Here is a 21160-nt window from a genome sequence, read left to right on the forward strand (position 1 = left end):
AGCCATGCACACGTGATCGATCATCGGGCACGAGCCACGATGCGCCCGCATCGACGAGCCAGAACCAAGTCCCCGGCAGCCCCGCGTGGCTGCCATTTTCATGTGAGGAGCAGAATGACACTCTATCGATGGTCGCAGACCGCCTCGGCCGATGCCACGGCCGATCCGACGATCAACTGGTCCGAAGGACAGGTCCCGTCGAGCATCAACGATTCCGCTCGGGCCATGATGGCTGCGACCGCAAAATATCGCGACGACATCGCGGGGGCGATCGCAACGAGCGGCACGAGCACCGCCTACGCCGTAACGAGCAACCAACAATTCGATTCGCTGCCGCATCTCAACGGCCAGATCATCGCGTTCACGCCGCACGTCACCAACTCCGGCACGTGCACTTTAAACGTCGATAACCTTGGTACGAAAGCACTGAGATCCGCACCGAATATCGAGCTGCCGGCTGGCACAATCATCCAGGGCACTCCATATGTGGCCGTTTACAACAACAGTGATGGCGCCTTCTACTTGCATGGGTTCTTCGGTAACCCTTACAATATCCCGATAGGAGCGAGCCTAGAGTTTTGGGGCTCCAGCGCGCCCAACAGCTCATTCGTTTTTCCATATGGGCAATCGATTAGCCGCACGACTTATTCCGTCTTGTTCTCACTTATGGGAACATCGTTTGGAACGGGGGACGGATCGACGACATTCAATCTTCCCGATCTACGAGGGCGCGTGACGGCGTGCGTGGATAACATGGGCGGAACGACGGCTAATCGTCTTGCAAGTGGCGGTCTTGCCAGCGTACGCCACAGCATCGGCGGATTTGGCGGCGAAGACGCGCACATCCTCGTCAATAATGAAATGCCGAGCCATACTCACGGCGTGAGCGATCCCGGTCATAGTCACACGGTTCAGAGTTATGCACCCGGTGGCAATGTCAACGCTGTTGCAGGCAACTTCGCAAGTTTGGCTAACTTGACAACAAGTTCTGTATCTACCGGAATTAGTATTCAGAACGCAGGCGGTGGAGCGGCGCACAACATCATGCAGCCAACGATTTTGTGCAATCGCATCCTGCGGGTGATCTAATCGTACGCCAGACGATACCTGCGCGCTTTTGGCAGATAAAGGAAGTGATTGGTTTGAATATCGGTGCACTGAGAATTCGCGAGAACGAACGCAGTCGCGGCGAGCACGACAGTCTGTGGAGGATGAAATCATGCTCAATAGCAACTGGCTTGCTTCCGAAAGCGCTGGTCCACCATCGTTTGAGGTCGGTCGACGAATGGTAGAAAACGTCCGTTTCGAGCTGATTCAGCATAAAGTCGGCCCACGCACGAGCTGATTTGCCCTCGCGATAATAGCCGAAGCCCAACCGATGACAGATCACGAGATAGACCTTGGCTAGGTCACGGTGCATTCGATGTACGAAATAGACACCTACATGACCTTCAAACCACGCCGCCTTCGATGGGAATAGAGCAATAAACACTCCACCTGGTTTTAGGACGCGTGCGATCTCCGCCAGGGCAGCTGGCGGATCAGCCACGTGTTCAAAAACTTGGTTCGAGACTACCACGTCGAAAAACGCATCGTCGAACTGGATGCGCGTCCCATCAAGCGGCTGAAAATGGCTAGGACGTTCCGAAGCAGGAGCATCACGGTCGACCCCGAAGAACTCATACCCCATCGAGCGGCCAAAGGTCACTACCTCTCCGCGGCCACAGCCGTAGTCCAGGACTTTCGGGCTAGCGGTTCCTGAGGCTGAGACCGCGCGATCAAACACATAACGATAATTCGGGTTCATAGGTCTCATCTCAAAGCTGTAGTGCGTACCGGGAGACAATCACGCAACCCGTTCAATCGCAAGATTACCCGATCAAATTTTTCGGATCTCAGAATGGCCGACATCAGAACGCTAACCACGACAAACGCCAAAAAATGGCAGGTCGCAAGGCTTACCCGCAACATCGACGCTACGGCCCAACGCCTCATTGCTGCCAAAGCTCGGTATCAGGCCGTTTCGAGGCGTACCGGCGTCCCCTGGCCGATCATCGCCGTCATCCACGAGCGCGAATCGTCGCAGAGCTGGGCCCGGTCGCTGGCGCAGGGGGATCCCTGGGACCGAGTGTCCGTCCACGTGCCTGCGGGACGAGGACCGTTCGCCTCGTGGGAGGACGCCGCAGTCGACGCGCTCGTCAATTGCGCGCCGCATGCGGCGCGGTGGCGGGACTGGTCGATTGGCGGCGCGTTGACGCTTCTCGAGCAGTATAATGGGCTGGGCTACGCGCGCCGGGGCGTGCCGTCTCCCTATGTCTGGGCCGGGACCGATCAATATCGTGCCGGCAAGTATGTCCGTGACGGAGTCTACGATCCCCAGGCGGTCGACCGGCAGCCGGGTTGCGCCGGGCTGCTCAAGACCATGATGCAGATCGATGCGACCATCAGCTTCCCGACCGGCCTTGTGGAGACGGAGCGGCCGCCCGACACCTGGCCTCCGGCGCCGACTCCCGCATCCATCAGGCATCCGGCAAAGGGCTCCATTGGGGCCCTTTTTGCTGCCCTGGTGAAACGCCTTCTGGGCAATCGCTGACCGGCGCAGCCTCGTGCTCCTGGCCGGCGTACCGACGGACGGTCGATCTCGGCCAAGACACAACGATCTGCGGGGCACCGAGCGCGGCTCGCGAGAGCCGGCGGCGCGTCTGCGCAATTTTTTGGAAAGGATTCATCATGTGGACGAAAGTCAAGGCTGCGTGTCGTCATTCGCTGACGATCGCCTGGGGTTACGTGCTGGCGGTCGTCGGGTTTCTGATGTCGATCGTCGACAACGTCAGCGACGCTCTCGGGGACCCGAGCCTGAAGGATCAGATCAGCGCCGCCGTCGGCGATACCCGTGCCGTCGGCCGGATTTTTCTCGCGATCTCGCTGATCACGATTCTCGCACGGCTGCGTTCGCTCAAGAGGGCATCGTGACATGTGGATGAGCATTCTGGGCTTTCTGGGCGGGCCCGTGATCAAGGGGCTGATCGACGCCTACCAGACGAAGCTGAGGGCGGGCAACGCGGATGCCAAGATCGCGGCAGACCTCGCGGCGACGGAGATCGCCGCGCAGGTCTCGGAAAGCGATGCGCAGCTTCGGCTGCGTGCGGCGGAAATCGGCTGCTGGTACGAGCCGGACAAGCTCATCGGCTACTGCGTCTCGATCTACTTTGCCAAGCTGCTGGTGTGGGACAAAGTGCTCGGGCTCGGCTCGACGGATCCGCTCGCGGGCTTCGCGTCGACGACCGCGAATCTCGTCATCTCCTTCTATTTTGCCAAACGCGGCTTCGAAAATGTAGCGAGGATCATCAGGCGATGAACATCAGCCATGACGAAATCACGGCCGTCGTCGCCGAGACCCTGGCCAAGCAGAGCCAGCTTCAGCGCGACGAGATCGATGCCGTCGTGATGAGAGCGATCGCGACCATTCTCACCTCGTTCGGCATCGAGGAGGAGGATCGGAAGGAGCTGAGAGCCGATTTCCAGCACCTGCGGCGCTGGCGCAAGAGCGTGGAGCAGGCCCAGAGCTATACGTTCAAGGCCGTCATCACGGTCATCGCGACCGGTCTGATCGGTGCGATCTGGCTCGGCATCAAAGTCGTGCTCGGAAGGTGATGCCGTGCCAGCCTGGATCTTGCGGCGAGGCCGCCGCTTCCGCATCAGAGAGGTCGACGCTTGCGAGCCTGACGTCCTCGACACCTTGAAGGAGCTCCATGCGCGCACATTCCTCGATTGCGCACCTCTGCCCGATTTCGAGAGCGGACAATGGTGGATATCGACCGAGCTCGGACGGCCCGTCGCCTTTGCCGGAATGATGCCGTCATCCCTCGGCAAGGGCATAGCCTATCTTTCGAGGGTTGGCGTTCTCCAAGAGCGGTGTGGTTACGGCCTGCAGCGACGGCTGATGCGTGTGATCGAGCAGCGCGCGCGTCGCTCGGGCCTGGATTGCATCGTTTCGGATACGACTTGCAACATCGTATCCGCGAACAATTTCATTCGGTGTGGATATGTGTTGTTCCAACCGGTCCGGCCCTGGGCCTGGGTGAACTCGCTCTATTGGCGCAAGATGATCGGGCGGTGAGCTGTCGATCGATGCCTCATGCAGATTGCATTGCGCTGCAGCAGAATTGGGCCGGCTCGACAGCTCCGACCCGGGCTTTTTTTGCGGCTGCCGTTGAGTTAACCATGCATTGTCGGACGTTGGAGACAATGCCACGCCGGGCAGTCAATGGAAGATCGCTTCAGACGATCAGAGCAGCGGGAAGGACTCTGGGATGCCGGCCGAGGTCACCCTGCCAGAGCGTGCGCCACGGCCGCCTGACGCGCCAACCGCGCTGGCTGGTCTGCTGGTGATCGATTTCACGCGGGTCGTCGCAGGGCCGGCGTGCACACAGACGCTGGCCGATTTCGGCGCCGAGGTGATCAAGATCGAGCAGCCGCTCACGGGAGACGATACCCGCGCATACGAGCACGCCGAGCTCGGCGGAGAGAGCGCAGCGTTCCTCAGTCTCAATCGGAACAAGCGCGGCATGGTGTTGGATCTCACGATACCGCAGGCCAGAGACGCCGCGCGTGCGCTGATCGCCAAGGCCGACATCGTCGTGGAGAATTTCTCGTCGTCCGTCATGGAGAGGTTCGGGCTGGACTATCAGACACTGTCCAGCACCAATCCCGGGCTGATCTATTGCTCGATCTCGGCCTACGGACGCTCCGGTCCATTCGCGTGGCGATCAGGGTTCGATCCAATCACCCAGGCGGAAAGCGGGTTCATGTCCCTCAACGGTTTCGCCGATGGTCCGCCGGTGCGGACCGGTCCTCCGATCGTTGATCTGGCCACCGGCATGTCCGCCTGCAATGCCATCCTATTGGCACTCGCCGCCCGGCAGCGGCTCGGTCGCGGGCAGCACGTCGAGGTGGCGCTGTTTGACATCGCCTTGGCGATGACCGGCTTCTCCGGAATGGCGTATTTGATGAACGGCGTGAACCCCACGCGGACGGGCAATTCGCCGAACGACTCTCCGACGGTCGGCGTCTTTGAAGCGTCAGATGGTCCGCTCTACATCGCATGTGCCAACGATCGGCTCTACCGCCGGCTGGCTACGGAGGTGCTTGGTCGTCCGGATCTCCTGAGCGATCCCCGCTTCGCCACGCGAAGGGCGAGATGGGTCAACCGTACGCAACTGCGCGGCCTCATCGCCGACATCCTCGCCACGGAACGGATGGATGTCTGGACCTCTCGGATGAACCAGGCTGGAGTTCCGGTTGGACACGTTCGTACGGTCGAGCAGGCGTTCAACGCGGCCGAGGTCCGGATGCGCGACCGCACCTGTCGTATTCCGCACCCGACGGCAGGCTCGATACCCAACATCGAGCCGGCAATCGCCATGAAGCTCACGCCGACCGTCGAGCCGACGGCGGCGCCGCGGCTCGGTGAGCACACGACCGCGATCCTGCGCCACAGGCTTGGGTACACTGAGCAGGAGATCGAAGCCCTGCGTCGGGCGGGGGCGTTCGGACGCAACAATCCGGGAACCTAGGGCATCGTCACTGGTGCCGGACACGAGGCAGGAAGAGCGGCAGCGTCCTCAGCAGCCATCAGCCGGCTTTGGCCATCTCGTCGTCTTCCGGTGAGTTCAGGTACATGCCCGACATGGTGTCAACCCAGCACAGATGATCATGCACCTTCTTGACACCAGAGATGTTCTCGGTGGCAACGATTGCCGCCTGCCGCGAGCGCTCTTCGGTAATGACGCCGCTCAGATGAACGATGCCGTCCTTGACGATGACGGACAATCCGAACGGGCACCAGTCGTTCTTCTCGAGAGCGTCGATCACACGGTTGCGGATGTGATCGTCATCCGCCGTCGGATCCGGGACCTGCCGCCCGAGCGCGGCGACCGCTTGCAGCAGGTTCGCCCGTGACACGATGCCGATGACCCGGTCTCCCTTGACCACGGGCAACCGCTTCACGTGGTTCTTTTCCATCAGTTCCACGATCTCCGCCAGCGCGGCGTCTTCGGTGATCGTCAGGGGAGACTTGGTCATTACCTCTGACACTTTGCGACCATGCTCGTGGACGAAGTCGGCGGCCGACTTCCCGGGCCCGAGAATGAAGCGCAGCCAACGGCCGCGCTTACGCCCTGTGCCGATCTCGGATCGGCGGATGAAATCGCCTTCCGAGACGACGCCCACGAGCTTTCCGCCGGAATCGACCACGGGAAGGCCGCTGACGTGCCGTTGAAGCATGATATTTGCCGCATCCACGATGGAAGTGTCAGGGGTGACGGTGATGACGGGACGGGTCATGATCTGGTGGGCGCGCATGGCGAACTCCAATGTCAAAGGCTGAGAAAACGTAATCCGCCGCCACGGTCTTGAATTGACGCAGGTCAAAGGAGGTGCCGCCGCGTCATTGACGCAGCTCAAGGTCCTGGCATTGAATTGCAGCTATAAGGCATTTTGATCTAGCGAGAGGAGAAGGTGCCCATGTCCGAGTTCTCCGGGACCAAGGTCCTGGCCGACGAAACGGCCGAACTGTCCGAACGTGTCGCTCTCTCCAACAAGCACGCACTCGAGCTGCTCGTTGGTTCCCAGCAGATCGTCATGGAGGAGGTTCTGTTTGCCAGCAACGAAGTGCTGGATCGCGCGCGTACGGAGACGCATCTGCTGGCTGAGTTTGTGTCGAAGCTGGCTGGCGTGCATTCCGTGAAGGGAATCCAGGCGATGGTCCAGGAATGTGGACGGCATCAGATTGATTTCGTCAGGCGGGATTGCGATCGACTCTTCAAGCACGGGCAGCGCCTGATTGATGCTAGCGTGAATCTCATGGGGCAACGGTGGCGAAACTGAAGAGTGCGGGGGCGTCGCGTCCCGATCGACGGGAACGCGAGGGAACGATCGTTAACGACCGGAGCAGTGCCGTTGTCTCTGCAGAGACCTCTTTGAAGCCGGAGGGTGCGCTCGCCGCACCCGACGCAAAGTTGCTCTCCCGAGAAGCCGACGCGACCTCCGGGGAGCTTCGACGCGAGGATCACGAGCTGGACAGGGCCTTCAGCGCGATGCTGGCTCGGCTCACCGGTGGAATTTCCCCGGCCGCTCTATCAATGGCGTATCTGGATTGGGCTTGTCATCTGGCCGCTGCACCTCAGCGTCAGATCGAAATCGTCCGAGATGCTTGGCACGGCGCTAAGCAGGTCGCTGAACGGTCATTGCAGTTTGCAGACCCGAATCGCAGTCCTTGGGACCTGATCAAACCGCAGGCCAACGATCATCGCTTTTCCAAGCCGCAATGGGCGACGCACCCGTTCAACTTGTTCGCCCAGGCGTTTTTGCTCGGGGAAGATTGGTGGCACAAGGCGACGACCGGCATTCGTGGTGTCGACCCTGCCAACGAAGCCGTCGTCGACTTTTCAATTCGTCAACTGCTCGACATCTTCGCGCCATCGAACTTTGCAGCGACCAACCCGGAAGTGTTGGAGAAGACGTTTCAAAGCGGTGGCGAGAACCTGATCTTCGGCTGGCAGAACTGGCTCGCCGATCTCATGCAGGTGATGCAGCCGGGGAAGATACCGATCAATGGCGAGTTCGTCGTCGGCAAGACCGTCGCGGCCGCGCCGGGCAAGGTTGTGCTTCGCAATCAGTTGATCGAGCTGATTCAATACGCGCCGACGACCGAGAAGGTGAGACCAGAGCCGGTCCTGATCGTACCGGCTTGGATCATGAAATATTACATCCTGGATCTGTCGCCGCACAATTCGCTGGTCCGATACCTGACCGACCAGGGCTTTACGGTTTTCATGATCTCCTGGCGAAACCCCGGAGCGGAAGACCGGGATCTTGCGTTTGACGACTACCGCTCGCTGGGCGTCATGGCTGCCCTGGACATGATCGGAAGGATCATTCCGAATACGCTGGTCCATGCCGCAGGCTATTGTCTCGGGGGAACGCTTCTTTCGATCACGGCGGCGGCCATGGCACGCGATGGCGACCAGCGCCTGAAGACAATCACGCTGTTTGCGGCCCAGACCGATTTCACGGAAGCGGGAGAGCTGACGCTCTTCATCAATGAAAGCCAGGTCGCCTTTCTCGAAGACATGATGTGGGAGCGTGGATATCTCGACACCACCCAGATGGCGGGCGCATTTCAATTGCTGCGCTCCAACGATCTGATCTGGTCTCGTGTCTCGCGCGACTATCTTCTCGGCGAGCGCGCAAACCCGAGCGACTTGATGGCATGGAACGCAGATGCGACGCGGCTACCGTATCGGATGCACTCCGAATATCTGCGCAAGCTGTTCCTGAACAACGATCTCGCCGAGGGGCGGTATCGGGTCGAAGGGAAGCCTGTTTCGCTCTCGGATATCCACACGCCGATGTTCGTCGTCGGGACGCTGCGTGATCACGTTGCGCCTTGGAAGTCGACGTACAAGGTCCACTACGAGGTTGATGCTGACGTCACTTTCGTGCTCGCCAGCGGCGGCCATAATGCCGGCATCGTGGCGCCGCCGGGCGAGCAGGGGCACTCCCATCAGTTGCGAACCAAGGCTGCCGACGCTCCATATCTCGGACCCGACGAGTGGCAGGGCACATCGCCAAAGCTGGAGGGATCGTGGTGGCCGGCCTGGACAGAGTGGCTCGGACAGCAATCGGGAGCGCCGGGCGCACCGCCGCAACTCGGGACAGATCGTTCGAATGATCTCGGAGACGCGCCGGGCGACTACGTGCACACGTGATCGCCGCGCGTTGCGGCCAGGGGGCCATCCCACCGGACTCAGGCGCTGATCCGGAGCAATGAAAGGCTTCGCTCCAATGTCGTCTCAGCCGTGCCTGACGCATCGACCTGGAGCCAATCCAGAGCGCCGATGTCGTAGCGTTCCTGATCCTCGGTAACTCCGATCGTTGCATCGGACGCATCGGCGACTCGATGGTGAATTCGCTCCTGCCGGCTGCGCAAATCTGCGACGAGGAAGAGGCCGGCAAAGGGCGCCTTCAGCCGCTTCGCGAGATCATGGATCTCCTGTCGTTCATCCGGACGTGCAAACACGGCGTCGACGATCACCGTGAAGCCTTGTGAGAGCACGCGGCCGGCCAGCGTCGTCAACTCTCGATAGACCCGAGCACTCGATTCCGGCGTATAGGCCGCAGCTGGGAGGCGTTCGGTTTCCTTCACGCCAGACAGTTGCTTGCGCAGCACGTCGCTGCGCAACACGATTGCTCCCGGTGGAGGCACCAAGAGAGGAGCGAGAGCCCGGGCGAGCGCAGATTTTCCCGTTCCCGACAGGCCTCCGACCGCGATCATCCTCGGCTCTGCCGGCCGGATCAGGCTGCGTGCAAGTTGAAAGTAGCTCTCTGCGGTCTCGATCGTTGCGGAGCGATCAGCGTCCGAGTGTTCGGCATCACCGCGGTCGCGCCTTGCGACAAAGACTTGCGCACGGATGGCGGCCCGGATCGCCATGAACAGAGGCAGAGCAGCCAATCCTCCGGTCTGGTCAGGCGCTGCGGTCGAGAGGTAGCGGTTCAAGAGACGGTTGGCGGCGACCGGCTGCTCGAAGTGCAAGAGGTCCATCAGTGGAAAGGCGAGATCGTAGAGGACGTCGATCGTGGCTATCCGGTCGTCGAACTCGATGGCGTCGAACAGCACCGGCTTGTCGTCAATGAGGACGATGTTGGCCAGATGGAGGTCGCCATGGCAGCGTTTCACGTGCCCCTCATTTGCACGTTGCTCGAGCAGGGGCCGGAGACGCGCGAAGGCCGAGTGGCAAAGGACGCGGAGTTCTTCGACCTCCGTTTCGCCAAATCGCGAGACTGTCCGAAAGCTGGCGACGAATGCGTCGATCCAAATCGGAATGGACTCCGTCCATCCATGGGAGGAGCTCCGAACGGCGACTGCATGCGACGCTGCGATCGTCTCTGCCAGACGCTCGCCCAATCCGGCGTCCAGCTGCTGGCGGCGAGAAAGATGATCAAGCGTCTGGCTGTCATCGAAGCGACGCATCTCGACGGCATATTCGACCGGAGTGCCGGATCCACCGACATCGAATGACCCGTCTGGCGCCTTGGTGATGGCGACGACACGCAGATAGATGTCCGGAGCAAACGGGTGATTGATCTCGATTTCCTTTGCGCACGCGGCCTTGCGCTGATCGAGCGTCGAATAGTCCAAAAATGGCAGCCGAACGGCGCGCTTGATCTTCAGGGCGCGGTCACCGATCAGAAACACGGAAGCCGCGTGCGTGTCGATCCGGCGGACACCTGGATGTCGGGTGGTATTGCCCAAGAAGGAGAAGACCAGTTCCTGATCGGATGGTGATGCCATGGGCGGTGTTGCCACGTTCACTTCAAAAGTCCGGGATAAGCACCGCCGCGCCGACGACGTCACCCCGCCTCAGGCGGGCCAGAACGTCATTTGCGTCGGACAGCGGATAGGGCGTCGTATGGGTCCGTATTTGAGCCTGCTGCGCGACCCGCAGGAAATCGAGACCGTCTTGTCGCGTCAGGTTGGCGACAGACACCACCTGGCGTTCCCCCCAGAGGAGGGAATACGGGAACGTCGGAATGTCGCTCATATGAATACCTGCGCAGACCACCCGGCCACCCTTCCGAACAGCCTGCAGAGCGGCCGGAACAAGCTCGCCAGCCGGCGCGTAGATGATGGCCGCGTCCAGAGCAACATCGGGACGCTGGCCCGCCGCTCCGGCCCATGTGGCGCCAAGTTGGCGCGCGAAATCCTGCGCAGCTTGGTCGTGCTCGCGGGTGAACGCATAGATCTGGCGCCCCTGCCAGCGGGCCACCTGGGCAACGATGTGACCGGCCGCGCCGAATCCGTAGATGCCAAGCCTCTCGGCTTTCCCTGCCATGACCAGAGACCGCCAGCCGATCAGGCCGGCGCACAGCAACGGAGCGATGGCAATGTCATCCTCCAAACCGTCGAGCGGGAATGCGAAATTTGCGTCCACGACGGCGTGGGTTGCATAGCCGCCGTTGCGTGTGTAGCCGGTAAACGTGGGCTGGTCGCAGAGATTTTCCATACCTCGTGCGCAGAACATGCAATGGCCGCACGTATGCCCCAGCCATGGAATTCCGACGCGCGCGCCGAGCTTGTGCGTCGTCACACCAGGACCAATCTGGTCGACATGACCGACGATCTCGTGTCCGGGGACGATCGGATACCGAATGTCGGGAAGCTCACCGTCGTACACATGCAGGTCAGTGCGACACACGCCGCATGCCCTGACCTTGACGCGGATCTCACCGGGACCAGGATCGGGGTCCGCGAGCGTCTCGGGCTGCAGAGGCGCTCCAGGCTTTCGCAGAACCATCGCTCGCATCGGAGAGCCTCCCGGACGAAGTTGCAGGGTAATAAGATAATCAGCCCGGCAATCGTTTGATGCTCATCAAGGACTTGGTACGAATACTGCGGCCTACCGAGCAGAGCCGGCAGGTGCAGTCAGGGAACGGAGCGGTATCGCCTCCGTGACTATGCTGGGATGATAAGTCGCGCTAGACCCGCTGCGGATTGAAACTAAGATCAATCCTCGGGATTCACCCGCCTTTCACCAACTGATGTTGGACGTGCAAATGTCGACCTACCGATTGCGGAACCTGCTTTTGCCACGCTCCATCGCTCTGATCGGAGGGAGTCCGCGACCGAACTCGGTAGGGAAGGCCATTCTCGACAATATCGTCAAGGCGCGGTTCGAGGGCAAGCTTGGCCTGGTCAATTCTCGCTATCGGGAGATATCCAATATCGCAGCCGTTGGCAGTCTCGCCGAACTGGCGTTCGTGCCGGAACTGGTGGTGATCACGACGCCCCCCCCTTCGATCCCGGCTCTCATCGATCGCGCAGGCGCGTTGGGGACGGCAGGAGCTCTGATCATTACCTCGGGTCTGGGACACGGAGAGGGGTCGCTTGCCGACCAGACCGAGAAGGCAGCGCAGAAATACGGCATGCGTCTCATTGGACCGAACTGTCTCGGCATCATGATGCCGACCATCAAGCTCAATGCGAGCTTTTCGGCGCACATGCCGGTTGTAGGCAGCCTGGCGCTCATTTCACAGTCCGGCGCTATCGCGGCGGGGATGGTAGATTGGGCTGCTCAGCGCGGTGTTGGGTTTTCCGGAATCGTCTCGATCGGCGACCAGTTGGACGTCGATCTCGCAGATCTTCTGGACCATTTCGCGTTGGACGGTGGGACCCGCGCGATCCTGCTCTACATCGAAGCCGTCAAGGACGCTCGAAAGTTCATGTCCGCGGCGCGAGCGGCGGCAAGGGTCAAGCCGGTTGTGGTGGTGAAATCGGGCCGCGGTGCCGTCGGTGCGCGAGCTGCGGCGACACATACGGGCGCGCTGGCGGGAGCGGATGCCGTCTACGACGCGGCTTTTCGCCGGGCCGGCGTTCTGCGGGTCTCCGATCTGCGCGAGCTGTTCGACTGCGCCGAAACGCTGGGGCGGGTGGAGTCGCCCATGGGCAAGAGGCTCGCCATTCTCACGAATGGCGGCGGGATCGGCGTGCTCGCCGTGGATCGACTGGTCGAGCTCGGAGGCGTGCCTGCCGCACTTTCGCCGGTCGTCCACGACAAACTCGATGCCATCCTGCCGCCGACCTGGTCCGGATCCAACCCGGTCGACATCGTCGGCGATGCCGATGCCACACGCTACACGCTCGCGCTCGAGGCGCTGCTCGCCGATCAAGCCAACGATGCAGTTCTCGTCATGAACGTTCAGACCGCGATTGCATCCGCGAGCGCCATTGCCACGGCTGTCACCGAGTTCGTCAGGACCTATCGAAAGCAGCACCAGCGCTGGGCAAAGCCGGTTCTGGCGGCATGGGTCGGTGCGGAGCAGCCGGTCATCGAAACCTTGAGCGGGGCAGGAATTCCGAACTACCCAACCGAGGATGATGCCGTTCGTGGCTTCATGCATCTCGTTCGTCATCGGGAGGTGGTCGAATCGCTTGCCGCTGTCCCGCCGGCCATGCCGAGCTCTTTTGCGCCCGACGTCGAGGCAGCCCGCAAAATTGTAGCGACGGCCCTCGCCGACGGGAGAACTTGGCTCGATCCGGTCGAGATCAGTCGCCTGCTGGAGGCCTACGATATTGCGATGGTGCCGACGTTCGCGGCGTCTTCGGTCGACGAGGCGGTCGGCTATGCGGAGCAGTTGTTCGCTCAGGGCACAACTGTCGTGCTCAAGATTTTGTCGAGAGACATCATTCACAAGTCCGACGTCGGCGGTGTCGTGCTCAATCTGACCACGGCCGAGGCCGTGCGTAACGCGGCGAACGAGATCATGGCCCGCGCGAGGGCCGTTCGGCCCGACGCACGGATTTCCGGCGTGATCGTGCAAGCCATGATCGTCCGCGCCAAGGCGCGCGAGCTGATCATGGGCATTGCCGACGATCCAACCTTCGGAACCGTGATCGTGTTCGGCAGGGGCGGTACCGCCGTCGAGATCATCAACGACAAAGCGCTCGGTCTGCCTCCGCTCGATCTCCATCTGGCGCGCAACCTCATCGAGCGGACGCGCGTCTCACGATTGCTGCACGCCTATCGTGATGTCCCGGCAGTCAAGCCCGATGCAGTCGCACTGGTGCTGGTCAAGCTTGCGCAGCTTGCAGCAGACGTTCCCGAGATTCGCGAGCTCGATATCAATCCGCTGCTCGCGGACGAGAGCGGCGTCATGGCCGTCGATGCGCGCGTCGCCGTCGGCAGGGTTCCGCCGAAATTCAAAGGCTCTGGTCCGTCGAATTTCGCCGTTCGGCCGTATCCGAGCCAATGGGAACGGCATCTCCAGGTCAAGGACGGCTGGCGAATCCTTGCGCGACCGATCCGACCCGAGGATGAGCCAACCATTCATGAGTTCCTCAAGCATGTCACCGCGGAAGACCTGCGTCTTCGATTCTTTGCCCCCATGAAGGAGTTCACGCACGAGTTCATCGCGCGCCTGACACAGCTCGACTATGCGCGCGCGATGGCTTTTGTGGCTCTCGATGAAGCGACCAACGAGCTGGTCGGCGTCGTGAGGATTCACTCCGACTCGGTTTACGAGAGCGGGGAGTACGCGATCCTGTTGCGGTCGGATCTCAAGGGACGCGGACTCGGCTGGGCGTTGATGCAGCTGATCATCGAATACGCCAAGGCCGAAGGCCTGAAGATGATTTCCGGCGACGTGCTGCAGGAGAATGTCGTCATGCTGGAGATGTGCAGGAACCTCGGTTTCGAGGTCAAAACCGATCCGACCGAACGCGACCTCTGCAACGTCAAGCTCAGGCTTTGAGCTCAGGCTTCGATTGCCTCTCACCTGATTCAGCAGGATGGGTTCAAGTCGCACGGCGGTCGTTGGGCGGCGGGCTCGCTGCCTCGCCTTCGGAGCCGCCATGCGAGCGGAGAGTTCTGATGATCATCGTCGCAATGGGAACGATGAGCAGTGGAATGAGGCTGTTGAGCGGATGGTTGACCACGCTCGAGATCTGGGCTTGCAAAGCTCGTGCTTCCAACTGCAGCGAGTCCATGGACGAGGAGTGAATCTCGTTGGCTAGTTCGAGTTCCCTGCCGGACGGTGCACGGGATGCGATGATCAGCAGGATCGCCGCAATCGCGACATTGCAGGCTCCGAGTGCTGCGGCTGCCACCACCGCGGAGGTGATCTGGACCAATGCAAGATAGGCCGCCAGCTCGAACATCAGGAGGCCAAAGACGGCAATCAGCGCCGCAAAGGCCCGGAGGCCGAGCCCGACGAGCAGGTGCCGGAGCCTGATGTCGGCAATGACCCGGTCCGTCCGCCAGAGAAGGCGCAAATGTTTAACGACATTCTCGGTATCCACTTAAGTTCTCCGCAGTAGGAGGCCAACGGCAAGACCGAGGGCGAAGGCCGAAGCTGTCGCCACGATCGGACGGTCCCTGATCATCCGCTCCACCTGAACGTCTGTCTCACTTAGACGCATGTCCAGCGCCTCGATCGCTGCAGCGAGCATTCCGGCGGCTGGTTGCGCGTCCGGGTTGCCACGCGGCGCCCCCGTGCCCCGCAGCAGCTGGCTTAGCTCACGCGTCAGGCTGTCCAACTCGGTCCTGAGCGTCGTCGGGTCGATAGCCATGTTTTGTCCTCGCGCCAAAATCACTGTAGAACGCAGTCCGGCGCGATGCTTGATTTCGCTCAACCCGTTGCGCTGACGGCATTGACGCAGATCAAGCGAGGCAGATCGGCCGGATCTAGGAACGGGTGTGCCTCGGCACGCCGACTGAGGGAGACATCCAATTGCGTGCTCATCCGGGACTGACGGCCGCGACGACGGAGGATGTGCTTGAGCTTCGTCCGAGCGGATCATGGGTGTCCCTCAACGTGGCGGAGCTCGAGAGTTTGACCAGCTCTGCCGGCACCAGGGTCAACAGCGCGAAAGCCGTGAAGCTTGATCTCGGTGCCGTGAGCGAGATCGATACCGTCGGTGCCTGGTTGCTCGAGAAGCTCAGCCGCCGTGCCGCCGCTGGCGGTCGTCGGGTCGAGATGACCGGGGTGGCAGAAAACTACATCGGCCTGGTCGAGGAGGTCCGGCAGGTCAATCGACGAGCGGTCGAGCCGGCACCGAGACTGGATCCGGTCCTCGCCAAACTCACGGACCTCGGTCGTTCGAGTCTGGGGGCAGCCCAGGACGTCAAAGTGTTCCTGGACATGTTGGCCGCGCTGTCCTTTGCTCTGCTGCGGACGCTACGCCGGCCGCAATCTTTGCGCGTGACCTCCCTCGTCTATCAGATGTACCGCATCGGATGGCAGGCTATTCCGATCGTGGCGTTGATCACTTTCCTGATCGGCGCCATCATCGCCCAGCAGGGGATCTTCCATTTTCGACGTTTTGGTGCCGAATCCTACGTGGTCGATATGGTGGGAATTCTGGTCCTGCGCGAGCTTGGCGTTCTGATCGTCGCGATCATGGTGGCAGGGCGATCGGGAAGCGCCTACACGGCAGAACTTGGATCGATGAAGATGCGCGAGGAGATCGATGCGCTGGTGACGATGGGGCTGGATCCCGTCGAGGTGCTGATCCTGCCCCGCATCGTTGCGTTGATCTTGACCTTGCCAATTCTCGCCTTCATCGGCTCGATGGCTGGCCTGTATGGGGGAGGGCTGGTGGCCCAGCTCTATGGTGGCATGGGACCGGCAATCTTCATCGCCCGGCTACACGATGCCATCTCGGTCACCCATTTCGAAGTGGGAATATTGAAGGCCCCGTTCATGGCCTTGGTGATCGGCATTGTTGCCTGCAGTGAAGGACTTCGTGTGAAAGGTAGTGCCGAATCGCTGGGGCAACAAACCACGACATCCGTGGTGAAATCCATTTTCCTGGTCATCGTGCTCGATGGTCTGTTCGCCGTGTTTTTTGCGTCCATTGGAATGTAGCAATGGATGATCTTGGAGTGTCCAGCGCGATCCGCGTGACCGATCTCGTCGTCGGGTTCGGCCGGCAGCTCGTTCTGAACGATCTTTCGCTCGACGTTCGTCGCGGTGAGATTCTCGGTTTGGTTGGCGCGTCAGGCGGCGGGAAATCCGTCCTGATGCGGACGATCATCGGCCTCATTCCTCGGCGCAGCGGGACCATCGAGGTCATGGGGACACCCCTTGGTGGCGCCGAAGAGCGGACGACACAGGCTGCGGCGAGGCGTTGGGGAATTCTGTTCCAGCAGGGAGCTCTGTTCTCGTCTCTGACGGTCAAACAGAACGTTCAATTTCCGCTGCGCGAGAGCCTGCAGATGTCGCAGGGCTTGATGGATGAGATCGCGATAGCCAAGCTCGAAATGGTCGGCCTTCGCGCAGAGGACGGTGATAAATTCCCAGCCGAACTATCCGGCGGCATGACGAAGCGCGCCGCGCTGGCGCGGGCGCTCGCTCTCGATCCGGCGATCGTATTTCTTGACGAGCCGACCTCCGGCCTCGATCCGATTTCCGCCGGCGATTTCGACGCCCTGATCAAGACGCTCCAACTGACGTTGGGATTGACGGTGTTCATGGTGACGCACGATCTCGCCAGTCTGAACACGGTCTGCGACCGGGTCGCTGCTTTGGCCGACGGCAAGATCGTGGCAATTGGCCCTATGAGCGATCTCCTTCGATCAGAACACCCTTGGGTCAGAGCCTATTTTCACGGCAAGCGATCCCAGATGCTGCAACCAAAAGCGAGTTGAAAGATGGAAACCCGTGCGCCTTTCGCTGTCATCGGCGGCTTCGTGCTGGCGGCCATCGTCGCGATCTTTGGCTTCGTTTACTGGCTCAACAACACCGGAGGACTCGGGCCTCGCACGACCTATCACGTGCAGTTCGAGGGCTCAGTGCCCGGCCTGCTGGTCGGGGCTGCCGTTCTGTTCAACGGAATTCGGGTCGGCGAGGTGACTGAGCTGGGCCTGGCGCCGAACGATCCGCGTCGGGTCAACGCAACGATTTCCGTGGCGTCGACGACTCCCGTGCGCGCCGACACGAAGGTGGGTCTGGAATTCCAGGGGCTGACAGGAGTGCCGGTGATCGCGCTGGAGGGCGGCTCGTCGGCAGGAGCGGCGAGTGCCATATCGACACTGATTGCAGAACCGGGCGCCGGACAAAGCATGACGCAGGCCGCCCGGGACGCCCTGCGGCGCGTCGACGCAGTGCTTGCGGAGAATGCCGGGCCGCTCAAAGACACGATCGCCAACCTCAAGACATTCTCGGACGGCCTTGCGCGGAATACCGGCAAGCTCGATGGAATCGTCTCGGGTCTGGAAAAAATGACGGGAGGCGGCGCTCCAGCACAGAAGGTCACCTATGATCTGAGCGCGCCGCGAGAACTGGGGCCGGTCAACAAGACCATCAAGGGTCAGCTCGCGATTCCTGAGCCCACGGCCGTGGCGATGCTGCAGACTCAGCGCATGTTGTTCACGCCGACAAAGGACTACCCGGGGTTCGGTGATTTCCTCTGGGCTGACAGCATCCCCAAGTTATTGCAGTCACGTCTGATCGATGCCTTCGAGAATTACGATGTGGCCCACGCTCCGCTGCGGACATCCGATCTCGGCCAGCCGGATTTTCAGCTGCTGATCGATGTCCGCCGTTTCCGGATCAATGGCGACACCGCCGCGGCGGAGATTGGTCTGTCGGCTCGCCTCGTCGACGGGAACGGCAAGGTCATCGCGTCACGGCTGTTTGACGAAAACCAGCCCGTTGCCCGGCTTGATCCTGCTGGCGCCGTGTCCGCCTTCGACGAGGCCTTCGGCCGGGTTGTCAAATCGATTCTGACCTGGACGATACAGGCGCTCTGAATCGACGGGGCTATTCCAAGCTCTTCAAATACGAGAGCAGATCGTGGATCTGCGGCGGCGCAAGCTGGAATTGGGGCATGGCCGGGTGACCAGTCACGATCCCCTCCGCGAGCGCTTCGCCCAGTGATTCGATCGGGTAGCGGAGATGCAGGTTTCGGAACGGGGGTGCCGGTTCGAAGGGACTCTCTCCCGTTCGACCGATGGCATGACATCGTGCGCAGTGGGCCTTCGCGAAGGCCTGCCCACGTTGCTGCGACGTCGACGCCGCGTAGGAGGGGGGCGCCAACGCTATCGCGGCGAGAAGGTGGCACAGAACAAGCCGCTGCATTCACAATGTCCGTTGGCGCTGGCAATGGAGGCCACGATAGGGCCCGGATTGTTGGTTCGTTTGATTTGAATCAATCGGAACTTCGAGCGTCCGTTAGAATGCAATCATTATATCCTTGCGCTTGGCCCAGCGGAGCCCCGTATGAAGACGTCTCTTGTTGCAGTCGATTTCCATGGGCAGGCCTGTGCCGATTGTGCCGTGCGGGGATTCAGTGTCTGTGCGTCGCTCGACCAGTTCGAAATGCGTGAATTCGAGCAGCTCAGCCGCCGGACCCATTTTGCGACCTGCGAGACGGTTTTCGCGCAAGAAGATACGTCGTCCTGCTTTTACAATTTATTGGATGGGGTCATGAGGCTCTACAAGCTTCTCCCCGACGGACGCAGGCAGATCGTCGGATTTGCGCTGCCTGGCGACTTCGTCGGCATGACGACGGAGGAACGGCATGGATTTTCGGCCGACGCAATCGGTCCCGTCACCGTCTGCCAGTTCGCAAAGGGACCGTTCGGACGCTTTGCCGAGGACAAGCCGAACCTGCTGCGGCGGATGAACGAACTGGCCGTGCAGGAGCTGAATCAGGCGCGTGATCACATGGTACTTCTCGGACGCCGATCAGCCGAGGAGAAGGTCGCGACATTCCTCGTTGGCTGGAGGGACCGGCTGGTGGAGCTTCGGGGACCCTCTAACATGGTACCGTTGCCGATGAGTCGGCAGGATATCGCCGACTATCTCGGGCTCACCATCGAGACCGTCAGTCGAACGTTCACGAAGCTCGAACGGGAGGGCATCATCGCGATCCTGCCCGGGGGCGTCTCGCTTCGAGATTCGGCGCGAGCTGAAGCTATGGCTGCTGCCTGACGTCGCTGGCGAAACCCGCATTGCATTGATCTGGATCAAGGACTGCCGCGCAGCCGATAGGGAACTGTGTCTCAAACTCGAACAGGGGAGAGAGACATGCCGCTCGACGCTATGATGGTCAGCTTTGCAGTTGTGGGGGTTTTTGTCGGGTTCGCTGCGGTCCTGCTTTGGGCTGATTCACAGACAAGACATCGGGTGTGAGGTACAGGCTGCCCTTGGGCTGCGGCATCTTGCGCTCAGAAGAGTAGCGCTGCTGGTCCGACGGGCGGCTGGACGACTCTCACGCGCTGCACAATGTATGCCGGGCCGCCTCTCGGGGGCGGAAACGCCTCCGGCGTCGATTGGCAGATGGCTTCGCCTTGAGCGTTCGCCGCATTTTCCTGGACAATCCGCCGATCTGCCGTATTCCGAAGTGCAATGAAATCGAGGATCGGTGGTCGCAAGTCCGAGGGATCGTCTTTGCTGGTGGCTGTAGGCGTGTCCATAGTCCCCTGACATCCGCGGGGGCCTTGGCCACCGGCTTTGGACAGCTCCCTTGGGCGGCGGTATTCGGACGCCTGGGAGATGCGGTGTGACTGAGGAAAAGCGGGCGAGCGTCCGACCTACCAACAACGGCAAACTGTCGGTGCTACGTCAGCATCCGATTTTTCGTGAACTCGAGGCCGATGCGGTCGATCAGCTCTGCCGCTACGCCAAGCCGACATCGCTCAAGCGCGGTTCAACCATCTTCTCAAAAGGCGATCCTGGCTCAAGCTTGTATGCCGTGATCAGTGGCACCGTCAAAATCAGTGTCTCGTCGCCCGACGGCCGCAATGCCATCCTGAACCTGATCAGCGCGGGTGAGATATTCGGCGAAGTCGCCGTGCTCGACGGCCGAGAACGCACAGCCGACGCAACGGCCAATACGAACTGCGAGATTCTGGTCATCGATCGGCGCGAATTCCTGCCGTTCGTGAAGAGCCAGCCGGTGCTGGCAATGAAATTCATCGAGCTGCTTTGCGATCGGCTGCGCTGGACCAGCGACCAGGTCGAGCAGGTCATCCTTCAGGATCTCCCCCGCCGCCTTGCCAGTGCGCTGCTCGGCCTGACCGACAAGCGCAAGCTGGATACCGCAAGCCGCACCATCGCCATCACTCAGCAGGAGATCAGCGAAATGGTCGGCATGACGCGGGAGAGCATCAACAAGCAGTTGCGTGCATGGGCCGCGCGGGACTGGGTCCGCCTCGAGCACGGGGCGATCGTGCTTCTGAATCCCGAGCCGTTACGCGGATTGGCGGAGGCCGGTCAAGACGAAGACGAGTAGAGGCGGCGAGGCATTTTCCGACGTCCTACCTAGCCGGTGATGGCCGTATCCCGCCGACGGCGAGCTGGATTTCCCCGGGGGGCGGACATGAACAGCGCGCTGATCGAGATCGTCTCGCCGGCCGCGAGCGCGTGAAGGACGGCGTTTATGGTTTGGTGGCACCAGCACAACAGGACGGCCATCGCTTCGGGTCAGGAAGCCGCGCTGTTCAGGACGTAGCGGGTGAAGACCGCCCAAGTGATGACGGCTGAGATCAGCATGAGCGCCGTTACGCCCACGATGACGCAAGCGGGATACAGCGCATCCATCGCCCGGCGATAGAGTCCGGCCATCGTAAGCCTCTTGATCGTCCGAACCGAGCGT

General features: G+C 61.2%; 22 protein-coding genes. 15 read left to right on the forward strand and 7 right to left on the reverse strand.

The genetic code is table 11. The annotated features are described in order from the left end of the window. Positions 1-114 precede the first annotated feature (114 nt). Entirely contained in the window at positions 115-1089 is a 975-nt protein-coding gene (locus QX121_RS21370) for a phage tail protein (protein WP_315812960.1), read from the forward strand. Here QX121_RS21370 and QX121_RS21375 read toward each other — a convergent pair. Continuing rightward, the gene (locus tag QX121_RS21375) at positions 1043-1816 is read right to left on the reverse strand and encodes a class I SAM-dependent methyltransferase (protein ID WP_315812961.1); all 774 of its coding nucleotides are present in this window, start codon (positions 1814-1816) and stop codon (positions 1043-1045) included. The genes QX121_RS21370 and QX121_RS21375 overlap by 47 nt on opposite strands. Positions 1817-1900: 84 nt before the next feature. Here QX121_RS21375 and QX121_RS21380 point away from each other — a divergent pair, with 84 nt between their 5' ends. The 6 genes from QX121_RS21380 (at position 1901) to QX121_RS21405 (ending at position 5576) form a co-directional block, all read left to right on the forward strand. Next, on the forward strand, positions 1901-2593 hold the full coding sequence (locus tag QX121_RS21380; protein ID WP_315812962.1) for a hypothetical protein: 693 nt from the start codon (positions 1901-1903) through the stop codon (positions 2591-2593). A gap of 137 nt (positions 2594-2730) precedes the next feature. Next, entirely contained in the window at positions 2731-2973 is a 243-nt protein-coding gene (locus tag QX121_RS21385; RefSeq protein ID WP_315812963.1) for a hypothetical protein, read from the forward strand. Position 2974: 1 nt separating this feature from the next. Beyond that, positions 2975-3358: a hypothetical protein gene (locus QX121_RS21390; RefSeq protein WP_315812964.1), complete on the forward strand. Its 384-nt coding sequence runs from the start codon at positions 2975-2977 to the stop codon at positions 3356-3358. Beyond that, positions 3355-3654: a hypothetical protein gene (locus QX121_RS21395; RefSeq protein ID WP_315739047.1), complete on the forward strand. Its 300-nt coding sequence runs from the start codon at positions 3355-3357 to the stop codon at positions 3652-3654. Before QX121_RS21390 ends, QX121_RS21395 begins: the two co-directional genes overlap by 4 nt. A 4-nt stretch (positions 3655-3658) precedes the next feature. Further along, on the forward strand, positions 3659-4120 hold the full coding sequence (locus tag QX121_RS21400; RefSeq protein WP_315813013.1) for a GNAT family N-acetyltransferase: 462 nt from the start codon (positions 3659-3661) through the stop codon (positions 4118-4120). A 193-nt stretch (positions 4121-4313) separates the two neighbouring features. After that, positions 4314-5576 carry a CoA transferase gene (locus tag QX121_RS21405; protein ID WP_315812965.1) on the forward strand — a complete coding sequence of 421 codons (1263 nt, stop codon included), beginning with the start codon at positions 4314-4316 and terminating at the stop codon, positions 5574-5576. Between the two features lie 58 nt (positions 5577-5634). Here QX121_RS21405 and QX121_RS21410 read toward each other — a convergent pair whose 3' ends face one another. Further along, positions 5635-6363 (reverse strand): CBS domain-containing protein, encoded by a 729-nt coding sequence (locus tag QX121_RS21410; RefSeq protein ID WP_315777046.1) that lies wholly within the window; start codon positions 6361-6363, stop codon positions 5635-5637. A 162-nt stretch (positions 6364-6525) separates the two neighbouring features. Between QX121_RS21410 and QX121_RS21415 the strand changes: the two genes are divergently transcribed. Both QX121_RS21415 and QX121_RS21420 read left to right on the forward strand, forming a co-directional pair. Continuing rightward, positions 6526-6888: a hypothetical protein gene (locus QX121_RS21415; protein WP_315739043.1), complete on the forward strand. Its 363-nt coding sequence runs from the start codon at positions 6526-6528 to the stop codon at positions 6886-6888. A gap of 209 nt (positions 6889-7097) precedes the next feature. Then, a complete protein-coding gene (locus tag QX121_RS21420) occupies positions 7098-8771 on the forward strand; it encodes a PHA/PHB synthase family protein (protein WP_409998113.1) in 1674 nt (557 codons plus the stop codon). A 38-nt stretch (positions 8772-8809) separates the two neighbouring features. Here QX121_RS21420 and QX121_RS21425 read toward each other — a convergent pair whose 3' ends face one another. Together QX121_RS21425 and QX121_RS21430 are read right to left on the reverse strand one after the other, a co-directional pair. Beyond that, positions 8810-10354 (reverse strand): AAA family ATPase, encoded by a 1545-nt coding sequence (locus tag QX121_RS21425; protein ID WP_315777047.1) that lies wholly within the window; start codon positions 10352-10354, stop codon positions 8810-8812. A gap of 22 nt (positions 10355-10376) precedes the next feature. Then, on the reverse strand, positions 10377-11366 hold the full coding sequence (locus QX121_RS21430; protein WP_315777048.1) for a zinc-dependent alcohol dehydrogenase family protein: 990 nt from the start codon (positions 11364-11366) through the stop codon (positions 10377-10379). Between the two features lie 250 nt (positions 11367-11616). Here QX121_RS21430 and QX121_RS21435 point away from each other — a divergent pair, with 250 nt between their 5' ends. After that, complete coding sequence (locus QX121_RS21435; protein WP_315812966.1) at positions 11617-14310, forward strand: bifunctional acetate--CoA ligase family protein/GNAT family N-acetyltransferase; 2694 nt, start codon at positions 11617-11619, stop codon at positions 14308-14310. Positions 14311-14353: 43 nt separating this feature from the next. Here the strand turns inward: QX121_RS21435 and QX121_RS21440 are convergent, their stop codons facing one another. Beyond that, positions 14354-14857, reverse strand: coding sequence for a phage holin family protein (locus QX121_RS21440; RefSeq protein ID WP_315739039.1), 504 nt, complete (start codon positions 14855-14857; stop codon positions 14354-14356). A gap of 431 nt (positions 14858-15288) precedes the next feature. Here QX121_RS21440 and QX121_RS21445 point away from each other — a divergent pair, with 431 nt between their 5' ends. From QX121_RS21445 to QX121_RS21455, 3 genes are read left to right on the forward strand one after another with little or no spacing between them, the layout of a single operon-like run. Then, positions 15289-16425 carry an MlaE family lipid ABC transporter permease subunit gene (locus tag QX121_RS21445; protein ID WP_315812967.1) on the forward strand — a complete coding sequence of 379 codons (1137 nt, stop codon included), beginning with the start codon at positions 15289-15291 and terminating at the stop codon, positions 16423-16425. 2 nt (positions 16426-16427) lie between these two features. After that, on the forward strand, positions 16428-17207 hold the full coding sequence (locus QX121_RS21450; protein ID WP_315739035.1) for an ABC transporter ATP-binding protein: 780 nt from the start codon (positions 16428-16430) through the stop codon (positions 17205-17207). 3 nt (positions 17208-17210) lie between these two features. Continuing rightward, the gene (locus tag QX121_RS21455) at positions 17211-18311 is read left to right on the forward strand and encodes an ABC-type transport auxiliary lipoprotein family protein (RefSeq protein ID WP_315812968.1); all 1101 of its coding nucleotides are present in this window, start codon (positions 17211-17213) and stop codon (positions 18309-18311) included. Positions 18312-18321: 10 nt separating this feature from the next. Here the strand turns inward: QX121_RS21455 and QX121_RS21460 are convergent, their stop codons facing one another. Next, entirely contained in the window at positions 18322-18639 is a 318-nt protein-coding gene (locus tag QX121_RS21460) for a cytochrome c (RefSeq protein ID WP_315739033.1), read from the reverse strand. A 141-nt stretch (positions 18640-18780) separates the two neighbouring features. On the opposite strand from QX121_RS21460, the gene QX121_RS21465 reads away from it, so the two are divergent. Beyond that, on the forward strand, positions 18781-19494 hold the full coding sequence (locus QX121_RS21465) for a helix-turn-helix domain-containing protein (protein WP_315739032.1): 714 nt from the start codon (positions 18781-18783) through the stop codon (positions 19492-19494). A 571-nt stretch (positions 19495-20065) separates the two neighbouring features. Next, the gene (locus QX121_RS21470) at positions 20066-20797 is read left to right on the forward strand and encodes a Crp/Fnr family transcriptional regulator (RefSeq protein ID WP_315739031.1); all 732 of its coding nucleotides are present in this window, start codon (positions 20066-20068) and stop codon (positions 20795-20797) included. Positions 20798-20988: 191 nt separating this feature from the next. On the opposite strand, the gene QX121_RS21475 is transcribed toward QX121_RS21470, so the two are convergent. Beyond that, positions 20989-21129 carry a hypothetical protein gene (locus tag QX121_RS21475; RefSeq protein ID WP_315739030.1) on the reverse strand — a complete coding sequence of 47 codons (141 nt, stop codon included), beginning with the start codon at positions 21127-21129 and terminating at the stop codon, positions 20989-20991. Positions 21130-21160: the final 31 nt, after the last annotated feature.

This window comes from Bradyrhizobium sp. SZCCHNR2028 (assembly GCF_032380995.1).
Classification (GTDB): Bacteria; Pseudomonadota; Alphaproteobacteria; order Rhizobiales; family Xanthobacteraceae; genus Bradyrhizobium.